This is a genomic window from Variovorax sp. 01N429 (assembly GCF_056399425.1).
Genome location: NZ_JBFTRG010000018.1, coordinates 98,725 through 119,721, shown reverse-complemented (window position 1 = coordinate 119,721; position 20,997 = coordinate 98,725). Strand labels below are relative to the sequence as shown.

The following is a 20,997-nucleotide window of genomic DNA, read 5'->3' as shown; positions in this document are numbered from 1 at the left end:
GCAGGACTTGAAAAGCGGCTTGATCCAAAGCCAGCGTTGGCGGGTGTCGATCGGTGCCGGCTCGGCAAGATGCGTGGCCAGTCGGCCGATACGGGCCTCGACGACGCGCTCCCGTAGCTTGGGGGTGACGAGCTTCACGGGTAGTCCAATGCGCCTTCCGCCGCGCTCCTAACCAGCGAGACATTGCCCTCGCGGAGCTTGTCAATCGGGGGCTTGCCGCCGGTCATGCGATTAGGGGCAACCAGCCATTCCGATTCTTCCAATTGGCCGAAGCCCAGTATTCATGCGGTGCACAGCCCATCTTTGGATCGATTTCACAAAACGTCCAAGGGCGTCCGGTTTCATCACCGGACGTCCTTTTTCATTGCCGAACTGAATTCCTGTGCGGTGCCCTGAGCCTCCACCCGCCGCACAAGCCACAGATCGACAGCTCACGAAGGCGGCGTCCGATTCGTCCGCGCTGTCACCATAACCAGGAGCGCGCCAACCACCAGCAGTCCGGCACTGAAAGCGAAGGTGCTCTGATACCCCCTGCTATCGAACAGCACCCCACCGGCGGTGGAGCCCAGCGCGATAGCGAACTGGACCACCGCCACCATCAGCCCTCCGCCGGCCTCGGGGTCCCCCGGGAGCGTTCGTGCGACCCAAGTCCACCAGCCCACCGGCGCGGCCGTTGCTACGAGCCCCCAGGCACCCAGCAGAACTGCCGTGGCGACCACCGAAGAGCCTGCGGCGATGAGCGCCGCCGCGATAGCGGCCATCAGAACAGGGATGACCGCGAGCGTGCCGTAGAAACCCATCTTCAAAAATCGGCCGATGACCGTGGTGCCGATGAAACCTGCGACGCCCACTGCGAGCAGCAGGAGCGACAAGGCCGACGCATTGACGCGCGTCACTGTTTCGAGAAAGGGCCGAAGGTAGGTGAAAAGCGCGAACTGGCCCATGAAGAAAATGCCCACCGCCATCATTCCGAACGCCACCACGGGGCGCTTGAGTAGCCTCAAGGCGTTGCTGGAGCGCTGTGTCCGTGCCTGCGCGGGCATGGCCGGCAGACTGAACCACTGCCAGATGAATGCAACGATCGCGAGCGGCACCAGGCAGAAGAAGGCGCCGCGCCAGCCGACGATCGAAGCGAGATAGCTGCCCAGTGGCGCTGCCACAACGGTGGCCAGCGCATTGCCGCCATTGAAGATGGCCAGGGCGCGAGGCACCTGGGCAGGCGGTACCAACTGCATGGCGGTGGCGGCCGACATGGACCAGAAGCCGCCGATGACGACGCCGATCAGTACCCGGCCGGCCATGTATGCCTGATAGTTCGGCGCGAGCGCGACGATGGCCCCCGAGAGGCACATCATCGCCGTCAGCGCCAGCAGCAGCATCTTGCGATCGATTCGAACTGCGATGGCTGGGATGCACAGGCTTGTGAGTACCGCGAAAGCGCCGGAGATTGCGATGCCCTGTCCGGCCATGCCTTCGGTGACCTGGAGGTTGGACGCCAGCGGCGTCAGCAGACTCACCGGCATGAACTCGGAGGCGATCAGCGCAAACACGCACAGCGCCATCGCGAAGACGCCTCCCCAATGCGCAGCGGGGGCATTGCCATGGCGGTCGAAAGGGCCGCTCCCTGTGGATGCGGCGATGGACTGTGCCGTCATCAGGCGACCGCCGCGACAAGGTGCTTGCCGAAGAACGCCCCCAGCTTGTCCCATGGGATCAGGGTCACCCGGTCGTAGAGGTCCACGTGACCGGCACCGGGAACGATGTGCAGTTCCTTCGGTTCGGCTGCGCGCTGGTAGGCGTCTTCGCTGAACTCCCTGGAGTGCGCATGGTCGCCCGTGATGAACAGCATGGGCCGCGGCGAAATCGTTTCAATGTCGTTGAACGGATAGAAATTCATGAACTTGACGTTGCTGGTCAGCGTAGGCCGCGTGGTGGTTCTTGCCGATGCGCCCGGTGGCGTGAACTGGCCGCGCGGCGTTCGATAGAAATCGAAAAACTCGCGCTGAATGGGATCTGTATCCGCCGTCAGTTCGAGGACCGTGCCGCCTGTGTATTGAATGGCGCCCCCGTCGAATTCCGCCTGGCGTTGCTGCGCGGCCGCGGCAATGATCTGTCTGCGCTGCTCCAGCGTCTGCGAGTGATTGAGCGCATTGCGGTTGGCCGAGCCCATGTCGTACATGCTCACCGTGGCGATGGCCTTCATGCGCGGATCGATCTTCGCCGCACTGACGACAAAGCTGCCGCTGCCGCAAACCCCGATGGCTCCGATCTGCTCTCTGTCCACGAAGGCTTGGTTGCCGAGGAAGTCGACCGCGGCGCTGAAGCTCTCGGCATACATGTCCGGCGAAACGGCATTGCGCGGCTGGCCTTCGCTGCCGCCCCAGAAGGGGAGATCGAGCGACAACGTGACGAAGCCGCGCTCGGCCATCTTGGTGGCGTACAGGTTTGCGCTTTGCTCCTTCACCGCCCCCATGGGGTGGCCGACCACGATTGCCGGCGTGCGCTTCTTCCGGTCCAGCGCCTTGGGAGCGAAGAGGTTCCCGGCAACGGTCATCTGGTACTGGTTCTTGAAGGCGATCTGGCGCACCGTGACCTGGTCGCTCGTGTAGAAGTTGTCGGCGTCATTGGGCAGGCTTGTGCTCTTTGGTGGTGCTGCCGCCAGTGAAGGGTCCGTCGCCGAAAGCATGCCGACAGCAGCCGCGCCGGAGGCGGCCATCTTCAGGAATTCGCGTCGGTCGCTCGCCGGGCCGACCGGCTCTGCGCCGACGGAGGTGCACTTTGTGGTTCTCATGGTCGATGTCCTTGGGAGGTGGTGTGAGTGCCGAGGCGGGTATGTCTTGCCTCGTTCGATGTCTTCGCATTCAGCTTGAGGGAAGTTTGCCGACCCGAGGCGTGATTGACTAGGTAATGAATGCTTAATACATTTATTACCGTCACTAATCAGTTCTCCTGTGAGACAGCGATATGCCTCGCCGCAACCTCAACGACCTGCTTGCTTTCGTGACAGTGGCCCGCCAGGGCAGCTTCACCAAGGCAGCGGGCACGCTCGGCGTCACGCAGTCGGCGCTGAGCCAGGCGATCCGCGGGTTGGAGGAAGGCTTGAAGATCCGTTTGTTGACGCGCACCACGCGCAGCGTCGCGCCCACCCCGGCCGGCGAGCGGCTCATGAAGGCCATCGGCCACCGATTCGACGAGATCGAAGCAGAGCTCGAAGCATTGACCGAGTTGCGCGACAAGCCTGCAGGCACGGTGCGCATCACCTGCGGCGATCACGTTCTGCAAACCGTTCTGCTTCCGAAGCTCATGCCGCTGCTGCGCGAGTATCCCGACATCAAGCTCGAGTTCGACATGAACTACGGTTTTCGGGACATCGTGGAAGACCGGTTCGACGCTGGTGTTCGCATGGGGAACACCATCGACAAAGACATGATTGCCGTTCCCATCGGCCCACCGCTTCAAATGGCCGTCGTGGCTTCACCGGAGTACTTTGCAGTTCATCCCGTACCCAAGACGCCGGCCGAACTGACAGCGCATCAATGCATCAATCAGCGGATGCCGACATCGGGTGGACTGTACGTTTGGGATTTCGAGAAGCGCGGGCGAAAGGTCAACGTGCGAGTGGATGGTCCTCTCATCTTCAACACGGCGCCGCCGCAGGTGGATGCGGCGCTGGCCGGGCTGGGAATTTCACTGCTGCCGGAAGATGAGTTGATGGTGCACATCGAATCCGGAAGACTCGTTCGGGTGCTGCAGGACTGGTGTCCGAAATTCGCCGGCTACCACCTGTACTACCCCAGCAAGCGCCAACCGTCGCCGGCTTTTTCGCTGATCGTGAAAGCGCTGCGCTTCAGTGGGTCACGACAGCAGTAGGTGTCGGGTTTCTGCGAGGCAGCGATATCGCAGTGTCCGCACATCACCCCACCAATGTCGGGTTGCGCCGTGCTTCGTCGATCTTGCGCTGGCGGAGGGCCTGCCGGCACTGCCCGAAACGCGATGCGCCGGGTTCCGCGCATCGTGTGTTGATGCAAATGGCGCGAGCGAAGAAGACTTGGTCCCTGCACGCGGCGAGCGGGTCCGACGTCGCCCTCACCGCGCGCGAGCGGCTGGCGTTCGAAGCCTTGCGAGGCACGGATGACGACGATCGAGGGGAGAGTGCACCCGCGTCGTCGTCTTCAGCCTCGACGGTCGATTCTTGAGGCCGAGGCGCTGCATCGGCTTCGCTGCGGTCCCTCTCCGGGGTGACCAACGCGATTTCCTGCAACTTCCTGGGCGCTTGCAGCGTAGAAGGAGGTGGTGACAGGTTGGGCGCAACGGTCTGCGCTCGCGCCACTCGTGCCGTCTGCGCAACTTCGGGGACCGTTCTGGACGCAGAGCGGGACATTTCCCAACCGACGAACATCGAAGAAAGCAGCACCGCGGGCGTCAGCACAAGAAAGAGAACATTGCGGAGCGGGCGATAGTTCGAGTTCAACAACTCGCCCTTGCGAGCGGCGTGCCGCGACGAGGAAGTGTCGATCTGCTCATCGACCCCGGTCGGCATTGCCTCTCCGCACGCGCGGCAACGGGTAACGCACCCTCGGTTGACCGTATGGCACGACGGGCAACTTGCGGTTGCGACGCCCTTATGAAACATCAAGCCGAGATAGTCGCTTATCTCGGCATAGGCAATGTTCGTGTCTGGCGCAACGGGCCAGGCGGACGCAGCAAACTCAGTCATCTTCAGGGCCCCTTCGCTTGCGGGCAACCGCCAGACAGCGCAATAGCACTCTGTCCGGCGCAGATCCGCGCAATCACGCTTTATCGGAGGACAGCAAGCCGCCGCTTGTAAGACGAGGGCTGAACATTCACCCGGAATGGCGCCGTACGCGTCACGCTGTTGAGACAGCAGCAGCGCGCTTCGGCAACGAGACACTCAAACGCAATGTATCTCAGCGACCGAATGCGACACGAACGACAGGAAATCAGCGATCTCCAACTTGACGGGCAGGGAAGGCGCTGCCCTGTGGCGCGCCAGGGCCAGCGGTTCGATCACGTCGAAGCTTGCGTCGCAGGTCTCGACGAGGTCTTCCTCGCCTTCGCCTGAGCCGAAAATTTCGAGAAGTGCCTCATCGGATACGTGAGCCATGATGCGGGGTCCATCGAAGCCGTCCGGATAAATTGCAAACCTCACTGTCTCCGAATCGGGACAATGGATCGCTTCGCAGTGCATGGTGGTCTCCTTATCTACTTATGGATTTCACCCTTCCACAACCTGAAAAGCACGCGGCATACTTCGTCATACGCGGACAGATGCGACCTACAGGAGGAGCTCGTTCATGAACGATCCCTTCGATTTGAAGCGCTTCACGGATGCCCAGAAGGACGTGATGGACCACGTCCTGGACGAACTGCGCGCCGGCAAGAAGCGCAGCCACTGGATGTGGTTCATATTCCCTCAACTGGCTGGCCTGGGACGAAGTGCGATGGCGCAGCGCTACGCCATTTCATCGCTCGAGGAAGCGCGTGCGTACCTCGCGCATCCGGTCCTCGGTGCGCGGCTGAAGGCATGCAGTGAGTTGGTCTTTGCGGTGGAAGGTCGCAGCGCCGCGGAGATTTTCGGTGCGCCCGATGACCAGAAGTTCTGGTCATCGATGACCTTGTTTTCGATCACTGCGGATGCATCGACTCCAGTGTTTCGCGCGTGCCTTCAAAAATACTTCGGCGGCAGCACCGACCGCGGCACCTTGCAACTCCTGCAGGGGGGAAGCTAGCCGAAGGCTGCCCCGATGGACAAGCCTGCGCTAGTGCAGGTCGCCGTTGAGGTATGGCTCGGGATCCACGGCGACGCCTTGCTTGCGAATCTCGAAGTGGAGCTTGACGCGTTCGGCGCCGCTGTTTCCCATCTCGGCGATTTTCTGGCCTTGGCGCACCACCTCGTTCTCCTTCACGAGGATGGTCTGGGCATGCGCGTAGGCAGTGAGAAAGGTCTCGTTGTGCTTGACGATCACCATGTTGCCGTAGCCGCGCAGTTCGCCGCCGACATACACGACGCGCCCATCGGCCGCCGCCACGATCGGGTCGCCCAAGTTGCCCGCAATGTCGATGCCCTTGTTTTGCCCGCCGTCGAAAGTGGAAAGCGTGCGCCCTGGAGCGGGCCGAATGAATATCGCCTGCGGCTTGGGCGCAGGCGGTGTGGCGCGGGGTGCCGAGGCGGGCGGCAATGGGTAGAACCCAGGCGCGGGGGCCTGGCTTTGCGGCGTGGACATCGGTGTGGTCGTACATGCGACCAAGGAGGCCGCTGCGATCGATGAAATCGCAAGGCGAAGGAGGTAGGTCTGAACTTGCATGGCTTTTCTTCGAAACGAGTTCTAGGCGAGGGATTCCTCGGCCTCACGGCGAGGGAGCATTTTTAGCACGGCGCGGTTGCGGCCGGTGCCGCGGTGCTGCGAAGGCTTTGCTGGCGCGCCAGGAGCGCGTCGCGTGGCCCTGCATCGACGACCCTTCCGGCCTCCATCAGAACGACGGTGTCGAATCGGTCCAGCAAGCTCAGGCGGTGGATCGAAGCGATCACGCAAGCATTGGGAAACGCACCGGCCATCCGTTCGAGGACACGCGCCTCGGTTGCTGCGTCCAGGGCGCTGGTCGGTTCGTCGAGCAGCAACAGCGAACTGCCTTGCGCCGCCAACACGCCCCGCGCGAGCGACAGGCGCTGCCGCTGGCCACCGGACAGATTGAAGCCGCGCTCGGAGAGCGGTGTGTCGAGATGCGCGTGCGTTGACGTCAACACGTCGTCGAAAGTGCTGACGTGCATGGCAGCATGAAGATCGGCGTCATCGAAGCTCTGGCCGAAGCTCAGGTTCTCGCGCACGCTGGCCTCGAAAACTTCGGTCTCCTGCGGAATCAGCGTCGCGAAGGTTCGCAATAGAGGCCAGGGTTGCGGTTGCCCGTCGATGGACACCGTGCCCGCCTGTGGCGCATAGAGGCCCGCGAGCACGCGCAGCAAGGTGCTCTTGCCTCCGCCGCTCGGGCCGACCAAGGCAATGCGTTCGCCTCGCCGGAGCGCGAGGGACACTTCGTGCAAGCCGCTGCGCGCCGTCTCGCCGGCCGCTTGCATGCCGCGCGGACGGTAGTTCCACACCAATCCGCTGACCTCGATCGTCTGCCAATTGGCTTCGCTGTCGATGCGTTCGTCCGCAAGATCGGCAACCCGCGAAGGCGCTTCCCAGATGGGCTCTGCGCTGCTGTAGTCGGTGTGCATCCGCGCGAAGAACTGAAAGTTCGCTGCCATCGACGACACAACGCTCGCCGCCTGTTGCGCATACTGATAAATCATGAACACGCCGCCGAGCAACACCGTCTGGCCTGGCGCGCGCGACTGCCAGACGTAGATCACGACGAGGCCCCAGGTCAACGCCAACCCCATCAGGTCGACGGCGAACCACTTGCCTTCGTTCAGCACGACGGTGCGCTTCATTGGCTCGGAGATGGCTTCCATCCGCCGGCCCAGGAGCCATCGCGATGCGGCCGACAGGCGCAAGCCGATGACCGTCGATGCATTGCCGAGAAAATCGAGCAGCGCCGCGACGTAGCGGCGGTCGGCATCGTTCTCGACGCGCGCGAGCCGCATCAGCGAGCGGTCGAAGCGAACGATCACGACAGCGATCACCACATAGCCGACGATGGCCATGGCGCCACTGCTGCGCGAAAGCAGGGTCAGTGCAATCAGTGGGCCGATGAAGTTGACGATGTTGGTGAGATAGATGAACTGGTTCTGCGCGAAATCCGAGAGCGCGCGGCTCGCTTGATGCACCCGGTGCTGCAATTCGCCCGAATGGTGCGCGTCGTGCCAGACCAGCGGCGCCGAGGCGATGCGCGCATAGAGCGTGTCGGCCAGTTTTTCGCGCACGCGCAGGCCGACATTGCGCTCGAGGATGCGTCCAGGCCCGTGGATTGCCCATGAGAAGACATACACCCCCGACAACGCGGCGATCCAGCGGCCCGCGCGGCCGATGTCGCCGGTCTGCAGCGCGTTGATGGCCTGCGCTGCGAACCACGGCATGGTGAGCCGCAAGAGCTGCGAACAGGTGAGAAGCACCGTCGCGGTGAGCAACTGCGGTCGTGCGCCCTCGGCGTAGCGCCAGAGAGCTGCGAACAACTCGCGGACAGCGTTGCCTGGTGCCCTCGTGTTCATGCGCGGCTGCTCGCGTTATTTTTGCGGAATCGGCGTCGCGCGGTCGATCGGAACAGCAGTGACACTGTTCTTCGGGGAGCCATCGATGAGGAGATCGGAATAGGTCAGGTAGACGAGCGTGTTGCGCTTCGCGTCGACCATGCGTACGACGCGCAACCGCTTGAACATGACCGACAGGCGCTCGCTATAGACCTCTTCGCGCTTCGGCAGCGGCTGAACAACGCTCACAGGTCCGACTTGCCTGCATGCGATCGAAGCCTCGGACTTGTCTTCTGCCAATCCGAGCGCGCCGGACACGCCGCCCGTCTTGGCGCGAGAAACATAGCAGGTAACGCCGTTGACCTTCGGGTCGTCGTAGGCTTCGACGACGATCTTGTGGTCGGGGCCGATGAGCTTGAAGACGGTGTCGACTTCGCCGATAGGCTCCGCGCACGCCACGGCCGCTGCCAATAAGCCGAGGACGAGGGCGTAAAACTTCAGTCGCTTCATGCGATGTCCAGCGTGTGAACACGGTCGAAGCTGCCCCGGCGGCGGTCCGCGAAATAGAACTGGAGTGCCTCCTTGACCGTGCGGAAGGCGATTTCGTCCCAGGGAATCTCGTCCTCGGTGAAGAGCTTCGCCTCGATCGTCTCGTGACCCGGATCGAACCTGTCGCTCAAGAGCCGCGCGCGGTAGAAGAGGTGCACTTGCCCGACCCGCACGACACTCATCACCGCGAACAGGCCTTCCATCTCGTATTCGGCACCGGCTTCCTCGTCGGTTTCGCGTGCTGCGCCTTGCTCAGTCGTTTCGTTCAGCTCCATGAAGCCCGCCGGCAACGTCCACTTGCCCCATCGCGGCTCGATGTTGCGCTTGCAAAGCAGCACGCGGTCGCCCAACACGGGGATCGTGCCCACCACGTTCAGCGGGTTTTCGTAGTGGATCGTGTTGCAGGCCGGACAGACGGCGCGCTCCTTGGTGTCGCCGTCGTCAGGAATGCGGTACACCACCGCCGTGCCGCAGTTCTTGCAGTGCTTGATGGGGACGCGCAGGAACATGCCGGTTTCAGACGACCTTGACCGTGAGCGACGGCAGGCCGGTGATTTCGCCGACGAGCGTGTCTCCTGCGACCACCGCTGCAACGCCTTCTGGCGTGCCAGTGAAGATCAGGTCGCCGGGTTGCAATTCCCAGGCGGCCGACAGATGCTCGATGGTTTCGCCGATGCTCCAGATCAGCTTGCTCACGTTGCTCCGCTGCCGGTCGACGCCGCCCACGGTCACCGAAATCTCCGCCTTCTCGACATCGCCGGCCTGCGCGACGGGCACGATCGGCCCGATGGGCGCGCTCTGCTCGAAGCTCTTGCCGATGTCCCACGGACGACCCTGCTTCTTCATGTCGTTCTGCAGATCACGGCGGGTCATGTCCAGGCCCACGGCATAGCCGAAGATGTGTTTGTGCGCGTCGGCGGCCTTGATGTTCTTTCCGCCGGTTCCGATCGCTGCAACGAGTTCGATCTCGTGGTGCAGGTTCTTGGTGAGCGTCGGATAGGCCATAGTGCCGGTGGTTTCGGCATCGACTACCACCACGGCGTCGGCCGGCTTCATGAAGAAGAAGGGCGGCTCGCGGCCGGTAAACCCCATTTCCTTGGCGTGTTCCTCGTAGTTGCGGCCGACGCAATAGATGCGGTGCACCGGAAAGCGGCCGGGTTGGCCGACGACAGGGATCGAAACGACAGGGCAGGGGGTGAAAACGTATTCGGAGGCCATGAAAAAACGTCCTTTTCAGCGAAGATGGCAGTGTGCCAGAGGGCAGGGCGCGTTGTCCGCGCCAGGGCTGTGGGCGCCGGGCGGGGATATGCTTGCGCCATGATGAAGCTGCACAACTATTTCCGATCCTCCGCCTCGTTCCGCGTCCGCATTGCGCTGAACCTCAAGGGACTGGACTACGACTACATCCCGGTGCATATCGCCCGCGGCGAGCACAAGACAGGGCCCTTTTCGGCCATCTCGCCGGACATGCTGGTGCCCCTTCTCGAAGACGATGGCGAACGCTTTACGCAGTCGATGGCCATCATCGAATACCTGGACGAAATCCACCCCGAGCCGGCCCTGCTGCCGCACGATCCGGTGGGCCGGGCACGCGTGCGGGCGCTGTCGGAGTCGATTGCCTGCGAAATCCATCCGCTGAACAACCTTCGCGTGCTGAAGTACCTGGTGCGCGAACTCAAGCTGGACGACGACGCCAAGAACGCCTGGTATCGCCACTGGGTACGCGAAGGCATGCTGGCGTTCGAGCGTCAGCTTGCGTTGCTGCCCGCCGGCAAGTACTGCTACGGCAACACGCCGACGATGGCCGATTGCTGCCTGGTGCCGCAGATTTTCAACGGGCAGCGCTTTGATTGCGACTTTTCGGGCTTGCCGCGCACGATGGCAGCTTTCGAGGCGTGCATGCAGCTCGAAGCCTTCCAGCGCGCCCAACCTTCGCAATGCCCTGACGCTGAAGCGTGATCGATCCTGACTGGCTCGTCCCGCAATGGCCGGCGCCGCCCGGCGTAAAGGCGTTGTGCACGACGCGTGCAGGCGGGATATCGACCGCGAACTACGAGGGCCTGAACCTTGGCGACCACGTGGGCGACAACCCGTCCGCGGTGCAATCCAACCGGCAAGCCCTTCGCGACGCGATCGGCGCACGGCCGGTGTTCCTGCAGCAAGTCCATGGAACGGGAGTGCTCGCGCTCGATGCCTCCAGCGTGGACGGCGCGGCTGCCGACGCCTGCACCACCGATGTAAGCGGCATCGCCTGCACGATCATGGTCGCCGATTGCCTGCCGGTGCTGTTCACCGACATGGCTGGCAGGCGAGTCGCCGCGGCGCATGCCGGTTGGCGCGGGCTTGCCGCCGGTGTGATCGAACGCACGCTGGAGACTTTTCAAGCCGACGGCGGTGCGGGCAGTGTCATGGCATGGCTCGGTCCGTGCATCGGCCCCGACGCCTTCGAAGTGGGCGATGAGGTTCGTGCTGCATTTGAAGCAGTTTCACCCGAGGCGCGTAAATGTTTCGTCGCGGCGGACAGCACAGGCACTCCAATGGCTGCAGGCAAATGGATGGCAGACTTGGCGGGCTTGGCCCGCCAGCGCCTGGTTGCTGCCGGCGTCACCCTACTGCACGGAAACGACAGCAGCGACGCCTGGTGCACCGTCCACAACCCGTTACGCTTTTTCTCGCACCGGCGGGACCGGTTCAGCGGCCGCTTCGCCGCCTGCATCTGGCGCGGCTGAATGCGCCCGGATCGCCGCCTCTCGCGCAGCCGCTTCACGCGCCTTCAGAGCGCGGCGCCGTGCGGGCGTGGCCATCAGGTAAACCACCAGTGCCACCGGCGCCAGCCCATAGAGTAGAAAGGTGAAGACGGCGCCCAGCACGGTGCCGTTGGTGTTGGTCGCCTCGGCGACTGCCATCATCAAGGCAACGTAGAGCCACGCGATCACGACAAGGTGCATAGACGGTTTTGTTTCAGGAAGTTATCGGAGGTCTTGCTGGTGAGGCGGTTGCGAATACAGCATACTCAAATCCCGTTCTGAAGAGGTGAGGCAGCAGGAGACATGATGAAACAAGAACACACTGCGGCGGCAGAGCCTTTTGCGCCCTTTCAGCAGGCGCTTTCAGAGGGATGGAGCAAGGCGCTCGAATCCTTCCAATCACTGGGCTTGCAGGGCGCCCAAGCCACGCAGGGCATCCAGGGCGACGGGCACCACGCGCCCTGGGATCTCCCGAAACTCTTCCTTTCCACCGAGAAACTCCAGGAACTGCAGCAGCAGTACATCAGCGAAGCCACGGAGCTTTGGCGTCAGGACATGGCCAGCCGGTCGGCAACGGACAAGCGTTTCGCCAGCGAAGCGTGGGGCAGCAATCCGGTTTCATCGTTTGCCGCAGCTGTTTACCTGTTGAACGCGCGGACGCTCCTCAGTATGGCCGAGGCGGTCGAAGCCGATGCCAAGACTCGCGCCCGCCTACGCTTCGCGGTGGAGCAGTGGATGGCGGCTTCGTCGCCGAGCAATTACCTTGCATTCAACGCCGAGGCCCAGAAGAAGGCCATCGAAACGCACGGTGAGAGCATCGCGAAGGGGATCCAGAACCTTCTCCACGACGTGCAGCAGGGCCACCTGAGCATGACGGATGAAAGCGCGTTCGAAGTGGGCCGCAATGTCGGCACCACCGAGGGCGCGGTCGTTTTCGAGAACAATCTCTTCCAACTGCTCGAATACAAGCCGCTCACGGCCAAGGTGTATGAACGGCCTCTGCTGCTCGTGCCGCCTTGCATCAACAAGTTCTACATCCTCGACCTGCAGCCCGAGAATTCGCTGATCCGCTATGCGGTGGAGCAGGGGCATCGCGTGTTCGTCGTCAGTTGGCGCAATCCGGATCCATCGATGGCGCAATACACGTGGGACCAGTACGTGGAGGACGGCGCCGTCAAGGCGATCCACGTCGCGCAGGAAATCACCGGCCAGGACAAGAAGGGTGGAAAGATCGACACGCTCGGCTTCTGCGTCGGCGGCACCATCCTGAGTACGGCGCTGGCTGTGCTCGCTGCGCGTGGCGAACAGCCGGCATCTTCAGTGACGTTGCTGACGACTTTGCTGGATTTCACCGACACCGGCGTGCTCGACATCTTCATCGACGAGCCTTTCGTGCAGTTCCGCGAAATGCAGATGGGGAAGGGCGGGCTGCTGCAAGGTGGCGAACTCGCGTCGACCTTCAGCTTTCTGCGGCCCAACGACCTAGTCTGGAACTACGTCGTCGGCAACTACCTGAAGGGCGAAACGCCGCCTCCGTTCGACCTGCTTTACTGGAACAGCGACGCGACCAACCTCCCGGGACCGATGTACTGCTGGTACCTGCGCAACACCTATCACGAGAACAAACTGGCAGTGCCCGGTGCAGTGACCGTGGCGGGCGAGAAGGTGGACCTTGGTGCGATCGATGCGCCGGTCTACATCTACGGCTCGCGTGAAGACCACATCGTGCCGATCGGCGGAGCCTATGCGTCGACGCAACTCCTGCAGGGCAAGAAGCGCTTCGTGATGGGGGCGTCCGGCCATATTGCCGGCGTCATCAATCCACCGGCGAAGAAGAAGCGAAGCCACTGGATCCGCGAAGACGGCAAGCTGCCCAAGACGCAAGCCGAGTGGCTGAGCGGCGCGACCGAACACCCCGGAAGCTGGTGGACCGACTGGTCCAACTGGCTCAAGACCCATGCGGGCAAGCAGATCCCTGCCCCCAAGACCTACGGCAAGGGCACCGCCTACAAGGCGCTGGAGCCGGCGCCGGGTCGCTACGTCAAAGCAAAAGCCTGAACCGCCCCTTTCCCGTCATTTCAACTGTCATTTCAATCCACGCATCGGAGAGCACATCATGGAAGACATCGTCATCGTTTCAGCCGCACGCACGGCCGTCGGCAAGTTTGGCGGCTCGCTGGCCAACATTCCTGCGACGGAATTGGGCGCGCTCGTGATCAAGGAAGTGCTCGCGCGCGCCAAGGTCGGCAATGACCAGATCGGCGAAGTCATCATGGGCCAGGTCCTGACGGCGGGCAGCGGACAGAATCCCGCGCGCCAGGCGCTGCTGAAGAGCGGCATCGTCAATTCGGTTCCGGCGCTCACGATCAATGCCGTTTGCGGTTCGGGGCTCAAGGCAGTGATGCTGGCCGCACAGGCCGTGGCCACCGGCGACAGCGAAATCGTCGTTGCCGGCGGGCAGGAAAGCATGAGCCTCGCGCCGCACGTGCTGCCCAATTCGCGCAACGGCCAGCGCATGGGCGACTGGAAGCTGGTCGATTCGATGATCATCGACGGCCTGTGGGACGTGTACAACCAGTACCACATGGGCATCACCGCCGAGAACGTCGCCAAGAAATACGACATCAGCCGCTCCGCCCAGGATGAACTCGCACTGGGCAGCCAGACCAAGGCCGCCGCTGCGCAGGACGCCGGCAAGTTCAAGGACGAGATCGTCGCCGTCAACATCCCGCAGAAGAAGGGCGACCCGATCGTCTTCGACAAGGATGAGTTCATCAATCGCAAGACCAGTGCCGAAGGGCTCGCGGGCCTGCGCCCCGCCTTCGACAAGGCGGGTGGTGTGACGGCCGGCAACGCTTCCGGCCTGAACGACGGCGCTGCCGCGGTGATGGTGATGACCGCCAAGAAGGCCGCGGCGCTCGGGCTCAAGCCGCTTGGCCGCATTGCCAGCTACGCGAGCACCGGCCTCGATCCTGCATTCATGGGCATGGGACCCGTGCCGGCATCGCAGAAGGCGTTGCAGCGCGCGGGCTGGAAGCCCCAGGACCTGGACGTGCTCGAAATCAACGAAGCCTTTGCTGCGCAAGCCTGCGCCGTGAATCGCGAAATGGGCTGGGACGTGAACAAGGTCAACGTGAACGGCGGTGCGATCGCGATCGGCCATCCGATCGGTGCGTCCGGTTGCCGCATCTTGGTGACCTTGCTGCACGAGATGCAGCGGCAGAACGCCAAGAAGGGCATTGCGTCGCTGTGCATCGGCGGTGGCATGGGGGTTGCCCTGACGATTGAGCGTTGAGCGCGATTGCGTTGGACAACAACAAGCCGCGTCCCAGGGCGCGGCTTTTTTCATTTCCGATTTGAACCACAAGGAAAGACGATGAACGACAGCGACCACGCCCTGTTCCAGCAAATCCGCGACGAACTCTTCGTTGCTGCGGTAGGTGATGTGCTCGACACGATGGGCTATCAGCACCAGTTTCTTCCCGCGGGCATCGCGCCGCTGGAGAAGACGATGCGCATCGTCGGGCGTGCAATGCCGGTGCTCGAGGCGGACGTCATCAATGACGGCAATCGATCGGCCGGGCCGCTGTCGGGCAAGCCCTTCGGACTGATGCTCGAGGCGCTCGACGATCTGAAGGCGGGCGAAATCTATATCGCCACGGGCGCCTCGTTGCGCTATGCGCTCTGGGGCGGCTTGATGTCGACGCGGGCGCAGCACCTCAAGGCCGCGGGCGCCATTCTTGACGGCTACGTGCGCGACGCCAATGAAATCGAGCGTCTCGGGTTCAATGTGTTTTGCCGAGGCACTTATGCGCAGGACCAGGGAGTGCGGGGGCAGGTGATCGACTATCGCTGCACGATCGAGATCGACGGCGTACGTATTGCACCGGGCGATTTGCTGTTCGGTGATCGCGAGGGTGTGCTGGTGATTCCGCGCGCGGTCGAGGCGGAAGCCGTGGCAAAGGCACTGGACAAGGTGCGCACCGAAAACAAGGTGGCGGATGCGATCAAGGATGGCATGAGTGCCTGCGAGGCGCTGGCGACCTTTGGCGTGATGTAGTCGGGCTTTTTCGCCTAGAGGCTCATTGCCCGCGCTTGTCGCAGCATGGTGAGTGGCTGTTCCAGCGTGCGCTCTTGAACTTGTTGCTGATCTCGCTCCATGGCTTGCTCCCAAGCCTGAGTGCTCTGAGAAATGGGCGTGTTCAGGCTTTCGACCGTCGGCACACCGGCAATTCGTTTGAGAGCCGAGTCCAGCGCGCCTTGGACCGCGAACACCTTGGAGGCGTCAGTGCTCAGCACGACGTGGTCGATGCGGTTGATCCCATGGGTGCGCGCGGCCACGACGAGGGCGGAGGCGAGCCGGTCACTCTGCCGATCGGGGGTGCGGCCCACCTTCGCATCGAGCAGATGCACGCCGGCTTGTGCCTCGGTGAATAGTTTGTGAGCCGGGTGCTCGGGGTGGTCCAGCTGGGTCAGCTGTGTCAGCTGCAGTTGCCTCGGCGTCGGAAGACCGTGGATCGGGACGTGCTGATGGCTGTCAGCCGTGTGATCGAAATGCTCTGCGACATGCGGCGCCCGTGTGTCTTGGTAGGGGCAACGAGCGGCGGGTGCGCCGAGCCAGATGCCGTTTTGCTCCAGCAGTTTCTCGTTGAGCTTGAGCCCGCGCATGTCCAACTGCAGCTTGCCGGCCAAAGCGGGGTTGAGCATTTCATAGCGGCACACTGAGCCGACGAGCCCGGCGGCGTAATAGTTGGCGTAGTCGGAATTTCCGTGGTGGCCGAGTCGGGTGTCGTCTGGCCTCTTGTCGAAAAAGTGTTTTGCGGCGGCTTCGATGTTGTGGGAGTCGGGGGTGATCGACAGGTCAGGGTTGAGCGTGAATCCCGCCTTCAAAGAGATCCGCAGGCGACCTTCGATTCGTTGCGTATCAACAAAATCATTGACGTAGCCCACCTCTATCGCTAGTTCGTCCATGTCCGAAAGATCAAATTCTGCATTGCCGTGCTTGAGTCTGCTGACCAATGCGTTCCAGCCAGCAATGTGCGCGCTGGCTTCGTCATGGCGATTAATTGAGAGCATCTGTTCGAGCGCACGACTGTAGTCATGGACGGACTGGCCACTTCCTAGCTCGCGCTGGACGCTGCGGTCGAATTGTTCCAGACCGTTTCTGGTGCGCTCTCGATTCATGCCGTGCTGAACTTCATGGCCCATGAGAAACGTGAGCCTATTGCGCTTTGTGGCATCGAGCAGATCGTCGAGCTTTAGATTGATGGTTTTTGTGTCCGAACTGTAGCTGGCTCCGGCGTTCTCGCTTACGGCCATGACGGCGAAACGCTTCAGATGACCGCGCGAGACTGCATCGTTCATCTGCTTCATCAGTGCGGGCGATCCTTCAATGACGGCACGAAGGTTTTGGTAAGCGGGCGACGTTGGATCACCGATTCCGCGCATCAATTGGTCGAGCCGGGGGTCGATAACGCTCATCGCGGCGCTCCCAGGTCCATGTACCTCACGATAAAACCGATAGAGACTCTCTTGATGCAATCATGCGAAATCTTTTCAAGGCTCTCGCCGCTCTCGCCGACCATAGCGACTTCGACTTCGACCGTGCCGCGTTGGTACTGTTTGGCGGGACTCTCGTGTCGAGTGCTGCTGACGTGACGGTAGCCGGTCGCGACTATGGCCTCATGAAATTGCGCCGCATCCAGTTGGCAGACTTCTGTCATTGGAGGGCGATCCGGATGTCTTGTCGTTTGGTAGAACGCTAAACCCAGACCCGGAAGATGCGTCGCATTGTTTGGCCCCAAGACGTAGCGATACCACCAGTTTTCCGTCAGCGGCTGGGAGATCGAGTAAACCATGTTTGGGGGTCTGCCCGAAGAGGGCTGCATGGCAATTCCACTGAACTGCGCTACCCGTTCCCTGGTCAAGTCTTGTGGCTGATGCACACTGTCGATGATCGCCAGCAGTCGACGCAATACTTCAGGCGCATCGAGCCGAGGCGCCTCTGTGGAAGCTGAACTGGACATGTTTTTTTCCTGCGGATGAACAACGGCTTTGTCGGTCGTCGATGAACAGGCACCGAGCGCAAGTCCAACCGACAAACAAGCGAGGCCGCGAGCCAGAAAGCCCGTTGCCAACTTGTTCGAATTGTCAAAAACAATCAGGTCGACGGAAGCAGCGAAGCGCGAAGTTCGCGTCCCGACTCTGAAAATCGATCGAAGCCATCGGCCAGCGATGCCGTGGCCGATGGCGATTTGCTGAATCACCTGTTTCCTTCCGGCGCAGAATTTTTTCCCTGCGCGGCCGCGTTGTTCATTTGAAGCATCAAGGCCGGCGATTTCTCAACGACAGCGCGAAGATTTCCATAGGCGGACGACGTGGGGTCTCCGACTTCACGAAGCACTCGATCAAGCCGCGGGTTGTTTGCGTTCATCACATCGCCCCCACGTCCATGTATTCCACAAGGAAGCCGACGGAGACTCTATGGATGCATCGATGTGAAATTTTCTCCAGGCTTTCGCCACTCTCCCCATACATTCCAATCTCTACTTCGACATGTCCACGCCGATATTGCCTGGAGTCACTAGCGCGGCGAGTGTTGCCTACATGCCGGTAGCCCAGCTTGAGCAGCGCATCTTGAAATTGCGCTGCGTCGAGTTGGCAGATTTCGGTCATGGGCGGGCTGGCGCCCCCAATCTTTGCGGTCTCGTAAAACGCCAATCCAAGCCGCGGAAGATGCGTCGCATTGTTTGGCCTCCAAACGTAGCGATGCCAAAAATTTTCCGTCAGCGGCTGGGAAATCGAGTAAACCACGTTGGGGGGTTTGCCCGAAGAGGGCTGCATGGAAATTCCACTGAACTGCGCTACCCGTTCCCTGGTCAGGTCTTGCGGCTGATGCACGCTGTCGACGAGCGCCAACAATCTGCGCAGCACTTCAGGCGCGTCGAGCCGAGGCGCCTCTGTGGAAGCTGAACTGGACATGTTTTTTTCCTGCGGATGAACAACGGCTTTGTCGGTCGTCGATGAACAGGCACCGAGCGCAAGTCCGACCAAAAAGCAAGCGAGGCCGCGGGCCAGAAAGCCCGCTGCCAATTTGTTCGAATTGTCAAAATTGATCAGATCGACGGAAGCCGCAAAGCGCGAAGTTCGCGGGCCGACTCTGAAAATCGATCGGAGCCTTCGGCCAGCAATGCCGTGGCCGATGGCGATTTGTTGAATCACCTGTTTCCTCCCTGCGCAGAATTTTTTTGGCTCAGAGACTCATTGCCCGCGCTTGTCGCTGCATGGTGTGTGGCTGTTCCAGCGTGCGCTCCTGAACCTGTTGCTGATCTCGTTCCATGGCTTGTTCCCAAGCCTGGGTGCTCTGCGAAATCGGCGTGTTCAGGCTTTCGACCGTCGGCACACCGGCAATTCGTTTGAGAGCCGAGTCCAGCGCGCCTTGGACCGCGAACACTTTGGAGGCGTCAGTGCTCAGCACGACGTGGTCGATGCGGTTGATCCCATGGGTGCGCGCGGCCATGGCGAGGGCGGAGGCGAGCTGGTCACTCTGCCGATCGGGGGTGCGGCCCACCTTCGCATCGAGCAGATGCACGCCGGCCTGCGCCTCGCTGAATAGTTTGTGAGCCGGGTGCTCGGGGTGGTCCAGCTTGCTCAGCTGCAGTTGCCTCGGCGCCGGAAGGCCGTGGATCGGGACGTGCTGATGGCTGTCAGCCGTGTGATCGAAATGCTCTGCGACATGCGGCGCCCGTGTGTCTTGGTAGGCGCAGCGGGCGGCTGGTGCGCCGAGCCAGATGCCGTTTTGCTCCAGCAGTTTCTCGTCGAGCTTGAGCCCGCGCATGTCCAACTGCAGCTTGCCGGCCAAAGCGGGGTTGAGCATTTCATAGCGGCATACGGAGCCGACGAGTCCGGCGGCGTAGTAGTTGGCGTAGTCGGAATTGCCGTGGTGGCCGAGTCGGGTGTCGTCTGGCTTCTTGTCGAAGAAGTGTTTTGCGGCGGCTTCGATGTTGCGGGAGTTTGGGGTGATGGAAAGATCAGCGTTGAGGGTGAAGCCATCCTTCGCAGTGGTGTATAGGTGCCCGTCGATTTCCTGGCTCTCGACAAAGTCGTTCACATATCCGACGTACTTCGCCAGTTTGTCAAGGTCGGACAAATTGGCTTCTGGGTCCCCTTGCTTCACTCGGCTGACCAAGGCGTTCCAACCGGCAATATGCGCACTTGCTTCATCGTTCCGGTTGATCGCCAGCATCTGATCCAACGGCGTGCTGTAGTCATGGACTGCCTGACCGCTTTCAACGACGCTCTTGACATCGGCGTCGAACTGTTGGAGACCTTGCCTCGTGCGCTCACGGTTGATGCCATGCTGTATTTCATGCCCCAGGAGGAAGGTAAGCGAATCTCTTTGCCTGAGATTCAAGAGATCGCTGTGCTTCAGATTGATGGTTTGTGTGTCGGGCCAGTAGCTGGCTCCCGCGCTCTCGCCTTCGGGCATGAAGGCGAAGTGTTTCAAATGACCTTGCGCGACGGCGTCGTTTATCTGCCGCATCAACACCGGCGATTCCTCGATGACTGCGCGCAGGTTTCGATAGGACGCTGATGTCGGGTCACCGACTTCTCGGATCATGCGGTCGAGTTGGGGGCTGATGGCGCTCACTGCATTGCCTCCAAGTCCACATCTTTCACCACGAAGCCAATGGACACTCTCTTGATGCAGTCATGCGAAATCTTTTCAAGGCTCTCGTCGCTCTCCCCGACGATTCCGATTTCTACTTCGACCACTCCGCGTTCGTATTGCTTGGCGGGACTTTCACGACGAGTGCTGCCGACATGCCGATAGCCCATCTGGAGGAGCGCTTCGTGGAACTGCGCCGCGTCCAACTGGCAGATGTCCGTCTTGGGAGGATGCTGGTCGGAGTGTCTTTTGTAGAACGCCAAGCCCAATTCGGCAAGATGTGTTGCGCCGTTTGGCCCCCAGAGATATCTGTACCGCCAGTTCTCCGTGAGTAGCTGAGATATCACATATGTGTCGTTAGCGGGCTTGTCAGAGAAGGGCTTCATCGGAAACCCAGTGAACTGCGCGACCCGCTCGATGGTCAGGTCTTGCGGCTCACGCACGCTATCGATGAGCGCCAGCAGTCGGCGCAGCACTTCAGGCGCGTCAAGCCGAGGCGCCTCTGTGAAAACTGAACTGGACATGGTTTCTTTCTGCGGATGAAGTACGGCTTTGTCGGTCGTCGATGAACAGGCGCCGAGCGCAAGTCCGACCAAAAAACAAGCGAGGGCGCGAGCCAGAAAGCCCGTTGCCAATTTGTTCGAATTGTCAAAATTAATCAGGTCAACGGAAGCCGCAAAGCGCGAAGTTCGCGGGCCAACTCTGAAAATTGTTTGAAGCTCCCGAAGAAGACTTCGGCCGGCCAGGCTGTGGCCGACCCCGATGAATCGATTCACCTTTTCCTCCCTGTGCATAGAAATTTTTATCGCATTCTATGCACGCCTCCGCTATAGCCTGAACGCATTGCATCGAGCAAACTTTTGGCCAGTTGTTAGGCAAAACAG

Annotated in this window: 22 protein-coding genes; 7 read left to right on the top strand and 15 right to left on the bottom strand. The window is 61.5% G+C overall.

All coding sequences use genetic code 11. From position 1 onward, the window contains the following. Positions 1-431: 431 nt before the first annotated feature. Positions 432-1,562: an MFS transporter gene (locus AC1DSF_RS25205; protein ID WP_478183636.1), complete on the bottom strand. Its 1,131-nt coding sequence runs from the start codon at positions 1,560-1,562 to the stop codon at positions 432-434. A gap of 92 nt (positions 1,563-1,654) precedes the next feature. After that, a complete protein-coding gene (locus AC1DSF_RS25200) occupies positions 1,655-2,686 on the bottom strand; it encodes an alpha/beta hydrolase (RefSeq protein ID WP_478127076.1) in 1,032 nt (343 codons plus the stop codon). 278 nt (positions 2,687-2,964) lie between these two features. Here AC1DSF_RS25200 and AC1DSF_RS25195 point away from each other — a divergent pair, with 278 nt between their 5' ends. Then, complete coding sequence (locus AC1DSF_RS25195) at positions 2,965-3,870, top strand: LysR family transcriptional regulator (RefSeq protein WP_478183634.1); 906 nt, start codon at positions 2,965-2,967, stop codon at positions 3,868-3,870. Positions 3,871-3,913: 43 nt separating this feature from the next. On the opposite strand, the gene AC1DSF_RS25190 is transcribed toward AC1DSF_RS25195, so the two are convergent. Continuing rightward, positions 3,914-4,540 (bottom strand): hypothetical protein, encoded by a 627-nt coding sequence (locus AC1DSF_RS25190; RefSeq protein WP_478145587.1) that lies wholly within the window; start codon positions 4,538-4,540, stop codon positions 3,914-3,916. Positions 4,541-4,912: 372 nt separating this feature from the next. Beyond that, on the bottom strand, positions 4,913-5,125 hold the full coding sequence (locus AC1DSF_RS25185) for a hypothetical protein (protein WP_478126776.1): 213 nt from the start codon (positions 5,123-5,125) through the stop codon (positions 4,913-4,915). Positions 5,126-5,315: 190 nt separating this feature from the next. Here AC1DSF_RS25185 and AC1DSF_RS25180 point away from each other — a divergent pair, with 190 nt between their 5' ends. Beyond that, positions 5,316-5,750 (top strand): DUF1810 domain-containing protein, encoded by a 435-nt coding sequence (locus AC1DSF_RS25180; protein WP_478183633.1) that lies wholly within the window; start codon positions 5,316-5,318, stop codon positions 5,748-5,750. 30 nt (positions 5,751-5,780) lie between these two features. Here AC1DSF_RS25180 and AC1DSF_RS25175 read toward each other — a convergent pair whose 3' ends face one another. The 5 genes from AC1DSF_RS25175 to AC1DSF_RS25155 all read right to left on the bottom strand — a co-directional run bounded on the left by AC1DSF_RS25175 (position 5,781) and on the right by AC1DSF_RS25155 (position 9,916). Beyond that, a complete protein-coding gene (locus AC1DSF_RS25175; RefSeq protein ID WP_478183632.1) occupies positions 5,781-6,326 on the bottom strand; it encodes a murein hydrolase activator EnvC family protein in 546 nt (181 codons plus the stop codon). A 62-nt stretch (positions 6,327-6,388) separates the two neighbouring features. Beyond that, on the bottom strand, positions 6,389-8,170 hold the full coding sequence (locus AC1DSF_RS25170) for an ABC transporter ATP-binding protein (RefSeq protein WP_478183631.1): 1,782 nt from the start codon (positions 8,168-8,170) through the stop codon (positions 6,389-6,391). 15 nt (positions 8,171-8,185) lie between these two features. Continuing rightward, a complete protein-coding gene (locus AC1DSF_RS25165) occupies positions 8,186-8,659 on the bottom strand; it encodes a CreA family protein (RefSeq protein WP_478183630.1) in 474 nt (157 codons plus the stop codon). Next, a complete protein-coding gene (locus tag AC1DSF_RS25160) occupies positions 8,656-9,207 on the bottom strand; it encodes an NUDIX hydrolase (RefSeq protein ID WP_478183629.1) in 552 nt (183 codons plus the stop codon). The genes AC1DSF_RS25165 and AC1DSF_RS25160 overlap by 4 nt, the downstream gene beginning before the upstream one ends. Before the next feature lie 7 nt (positions 9,208-9,214). Next, positions 9,215-9,916, bottom strand: a complete 702-nt coding sequence (locus AC1DSF_RS25155) for a fumarylacetoacetate hydrolase family protein (protein WP_478183628.1) — start codon at positions 9,914-9,916, stop codon at positions 9,215-9,217. Between the two features lie 102 nt (positions 9,917-10,018). Between AC1DSF_RS25155 and maiA the strand changes: the two genes are divergently transcribed. Together maiA and pgeF are read left to right on the top strand one after the other, a co-directional pair. Then, positions 10,019-10,657, top strand: a complete 639-nt coding sequence (maiA, locus tag AC1DSF_RS25150; protein WP_478183635.1) for a maleylacetoacetate isomerase — start codon at positions 10,019-10,021, stop codon at positions 10,655-10,657. After that, on the top strand, positions 10,654-11,427 hold the full coding sequence (gene pgeF, locus AC1DSF_RS25145) for a peptidoglycan editing factor PgeF (RefSeq protein WP_478126769.1): 774 nt from the start codon (positions 10,654-10,656) through the stop codon (positions 11,425-11,427). The genes maiA and pgeF overlap by 4 nt, the downstream gene beginning before the upstream one ends. On the opposite strand, the gene AC1DSF_RS25140 is transcribed toward pgeF, so the two are convergent. Further along, a complete protein-coding gene (locus AC1DSF_RS25140) occupies positions 11,359-11,646 on the bottom strand; it encodes a hypothetical protein (protein ID WP_478126768.1) in 288 nt (95 codons plus the stop codon). The two genes, pgeF and AC1DSF_RS25140, sit on opposite strands and share 69 nt — an antisense overlap. Positions 11,647-11,751: 105 nt before the next feature. On the opposite strand from AC1DSF_RS25140, the gene phaC reads away from it, so the two are divergent. The 3 genes from phaC to AC1DSF_RS25125 all read left to right on the top strand — a co-directional run bounded on the left by phaC (position 11,752) and on the right by AC1DSF_RS25125 (position 15,505). Next, positions 11,752-13,503, top strand: a complete 1,752-nt coding sequence (gene phaC, locus AC1DSF_RS25135; RefSeq protein WP_478145585.1) for a class I poly(R)-hydroxyalkanoic acid synthase — start codon at positions 11,752-11,754, stop codon at positions 13,501-13,503. 58 nt (positions 13,504-13,561) lie between these two features. After that, on the top strand, positions 13,562-14,740 hold the full coding sequence (locus tag AC1DSF_RS25130) for an acetyl-CoA C-acetyltransferase (RefSeq protein ID WP_478145584.1): 1,179 nt from the start codon (positions 13,562-13,564) through the stop codon (positions 14,738-14,740). Between the two features lie 81 nt (positions 14,741-14,821). Then, complete coding sequence (locus tag AC1DSF_RS25125; RefSeq protein ID WP_478126765.1) at positions 14,822-15,505, top strand: RraA family protein; 684 nt, start codon at positions 14,822-14,824, stop codon at positions 15,503-15,505. A gap of 14 nt (positions 15,506-15,519) precedes the next feature. Here AC1DSF_RS25125 and AC1DSF_RS25120 read toward each other — a convergent pair whose 3' ends face one another. From AC1DSF_RS25120 to AC1DSF_RS25100, 5 genes are all read right to left on the bottom strand, one after another. Further along, positions 15,520-16,926, bottom strand: a complete 1,407-nt coding sequence (locus AC1DSF_RS25120) for an XVIPCD domain-containing protein (RefSeq protein WP_478183627.1) — start codon at positions 16,924-16,926, stop codon at positions 15,520-15,522. Beyond that, the gene (locus tag AC1DSF_RS25115) at positions 16,923-17,711 is read right to left on the bottom strand and encodes a hypothetical protein (protein ID WP_478146469.1); all 789 of its coding nucleotides are present in this window, start codon (positions 17,709-17,711) and stop codon (positions 16,923-16,925) included. The genes AC1DSF_RS25120 and AC1DSF_RS25115 overlap by 4 nt, the downstream gene beginning before the upstream one ends. 166 nt (positions 17,712-17,877) lie before the next feature. Next, positions 17,878-18,666 carry a hypothetical protein gene (locus AC1DSF_RS25110; RefSeq protein WP_478128975.1) on the bottom strand — a complete coding sequence of 263 codons (789 nt, stop codon included), beginning with the start codon at positions 18,664-18,666 and terminating at the stop codon, positions 17,878-17,880. Positions 18,667-18,697: 31 nt separating this feature from the next. Beyond that, complete coding sequence (locus AC1DSF_RS25105; RefSeq protein ID WP_478183626.1) at positions 18,698-20,095, bottom strand: XVIPCD domain-containing protein; 1,398 nt, start codon at positions 20,093-20,095, stop codon at positions 18,698-18,700. Then, complete coding sequence (locus AC1DSF_RS25100; RefSeq protein ID WP_478183625.1) at positions 20,092-20,889, bottom strand: hypothetical protein; 798 nt, start codon at positions 20,887-20,889, stop codon at positions 20,092-20,094. The genes AC1DSF_RS25105 and AC1DSF_RS25100 overlap by 4 nt, the downstream gene beginning before the upstream one ends. Positions 20,890-20,997 lie beyond the last annotated feature (108 nt).

Bases quoted from the DNA above. Each gene is read 5' to 3' on its own strand.
- AC1DSF_RS25130 (WP_478145584.1), top strand. From the start codon at position 13,562: ATGGAAGACATCGTCATCGTTTCAGCCGCACGCACGGCCGTCGGCAAG.
- AC1DSF_RS25200 (WP_478127076.1), bottom strand. From the start codon at position 2,686: ATGCTTTCGGCGACGGACCCTTCACTGGCGGCAGCACCACCAAAGAGC.
- AC1DSF_RS25190 (WP_478145587.1), bottom strand. From the start codon at position 4,540: ATGCCGACCGGGGTCGATGAGCAGATCGACACTTCCTCGTCGCGGCAC.
- AC1DSF_RS25160 (WP_478183629.1), bottom strand. From the start codon at position 9,207: ATGTTCCTGCGCGTCCCCATCAAGCACTGCAAGAACTGCGGCACGGCG.
- AC1DSF_RS25175 (WP_478183632.1), bottom strand. From the start codon at position 6,326: ATGCAAGTTCAGACCTACCTCCTTCGCCTTGCGATTTCATCGATCGCA.
- AC1DSF_RS25125 (WP_478126765.1), top strand. From the start codon at position 14,822: ATGAACGACAGCGACCACGCCCTGTTCCAGCAAATCCGCGACGAACTC.
- AC1DSF_RS25170 (WP_478183631.1), bottom strand. From the start codon at position 8,170: ATGAACACGAGGGCACCAGGCAACGCTGTCCGCGAGTTGTTCGCAGCT.
- AC1DSF_RS25185 (WP_478126776.1), bottom strand. From the start codon at position 5,125: ATGGCTCACGTATCCGATGAGGCACTTCTCGAAATTTTCGGCTCAGGC.
- AC1DSF_RS25155 (WP_478183628.1), bottom strand. From the start codon at position 9,916: ATGGCCTCCGAATACGTTTTCACCCCCTGCCCTGTCGTTTCGATCCCT.
- AC1DSF_RS25195 (WP_478183634.1), top strand. From the start codon at position 2,965: ATGCCTCGCCGCAACCTCAACGACCTGCTTGCTTTCGTGACAGTGGCC.
- phaC (WP_478145585.1), top strand. From the start codon at position 11,752: ATGAAACAAGAACACACTGCGGCGGCAGAGCCTTTTGCGCCCTTTCAG.
- AC1DSF_RS25205 (WP_478183636.1), bottom strand. From the start codon at position 1,562: ATGGCGCTGTGCGTGTTTGCGCTGATCGCCTCCGAGTTCATGCCGGTG.
- AC1DSF_RS25140 (WP_478126768.1), bottom strand. From the start codon at position 11,646: ATGCACCTTGTCGTGATCGCGTGGCTCTACGTTGCCTTGATGATGGCA.
- AC1DSF_RS25120 (WP_478183627.1), bottom strand. From the start codon at position 16,926: ATGAGCGTTATCGACCCCCGGCTCGACCAATTGATGCGCGGAATCGGT.
- AC1DSF_RS25165 (WP_478183630.1), bottom strand. From the start codon at position 8,659: ATGAAGCGACTGAAGTTTTACGCCCTCGTCCTCGGCTTATTGGCAGCG.
- AC1DSF_RS25180 (WP_478183633.1), top strand. From the start codon at position 5,316: ATGAACGATCCCTTCGATTTGAAGCGCTTCACGGATGCCCAGAAGGAC.
- maiA (WP_478183635.1), top strand. From the start codon at position 10,019: ATGAAGCTGCACAACTATTTCCGATCCTCCGCCTCGTTCCGCGTCCGC.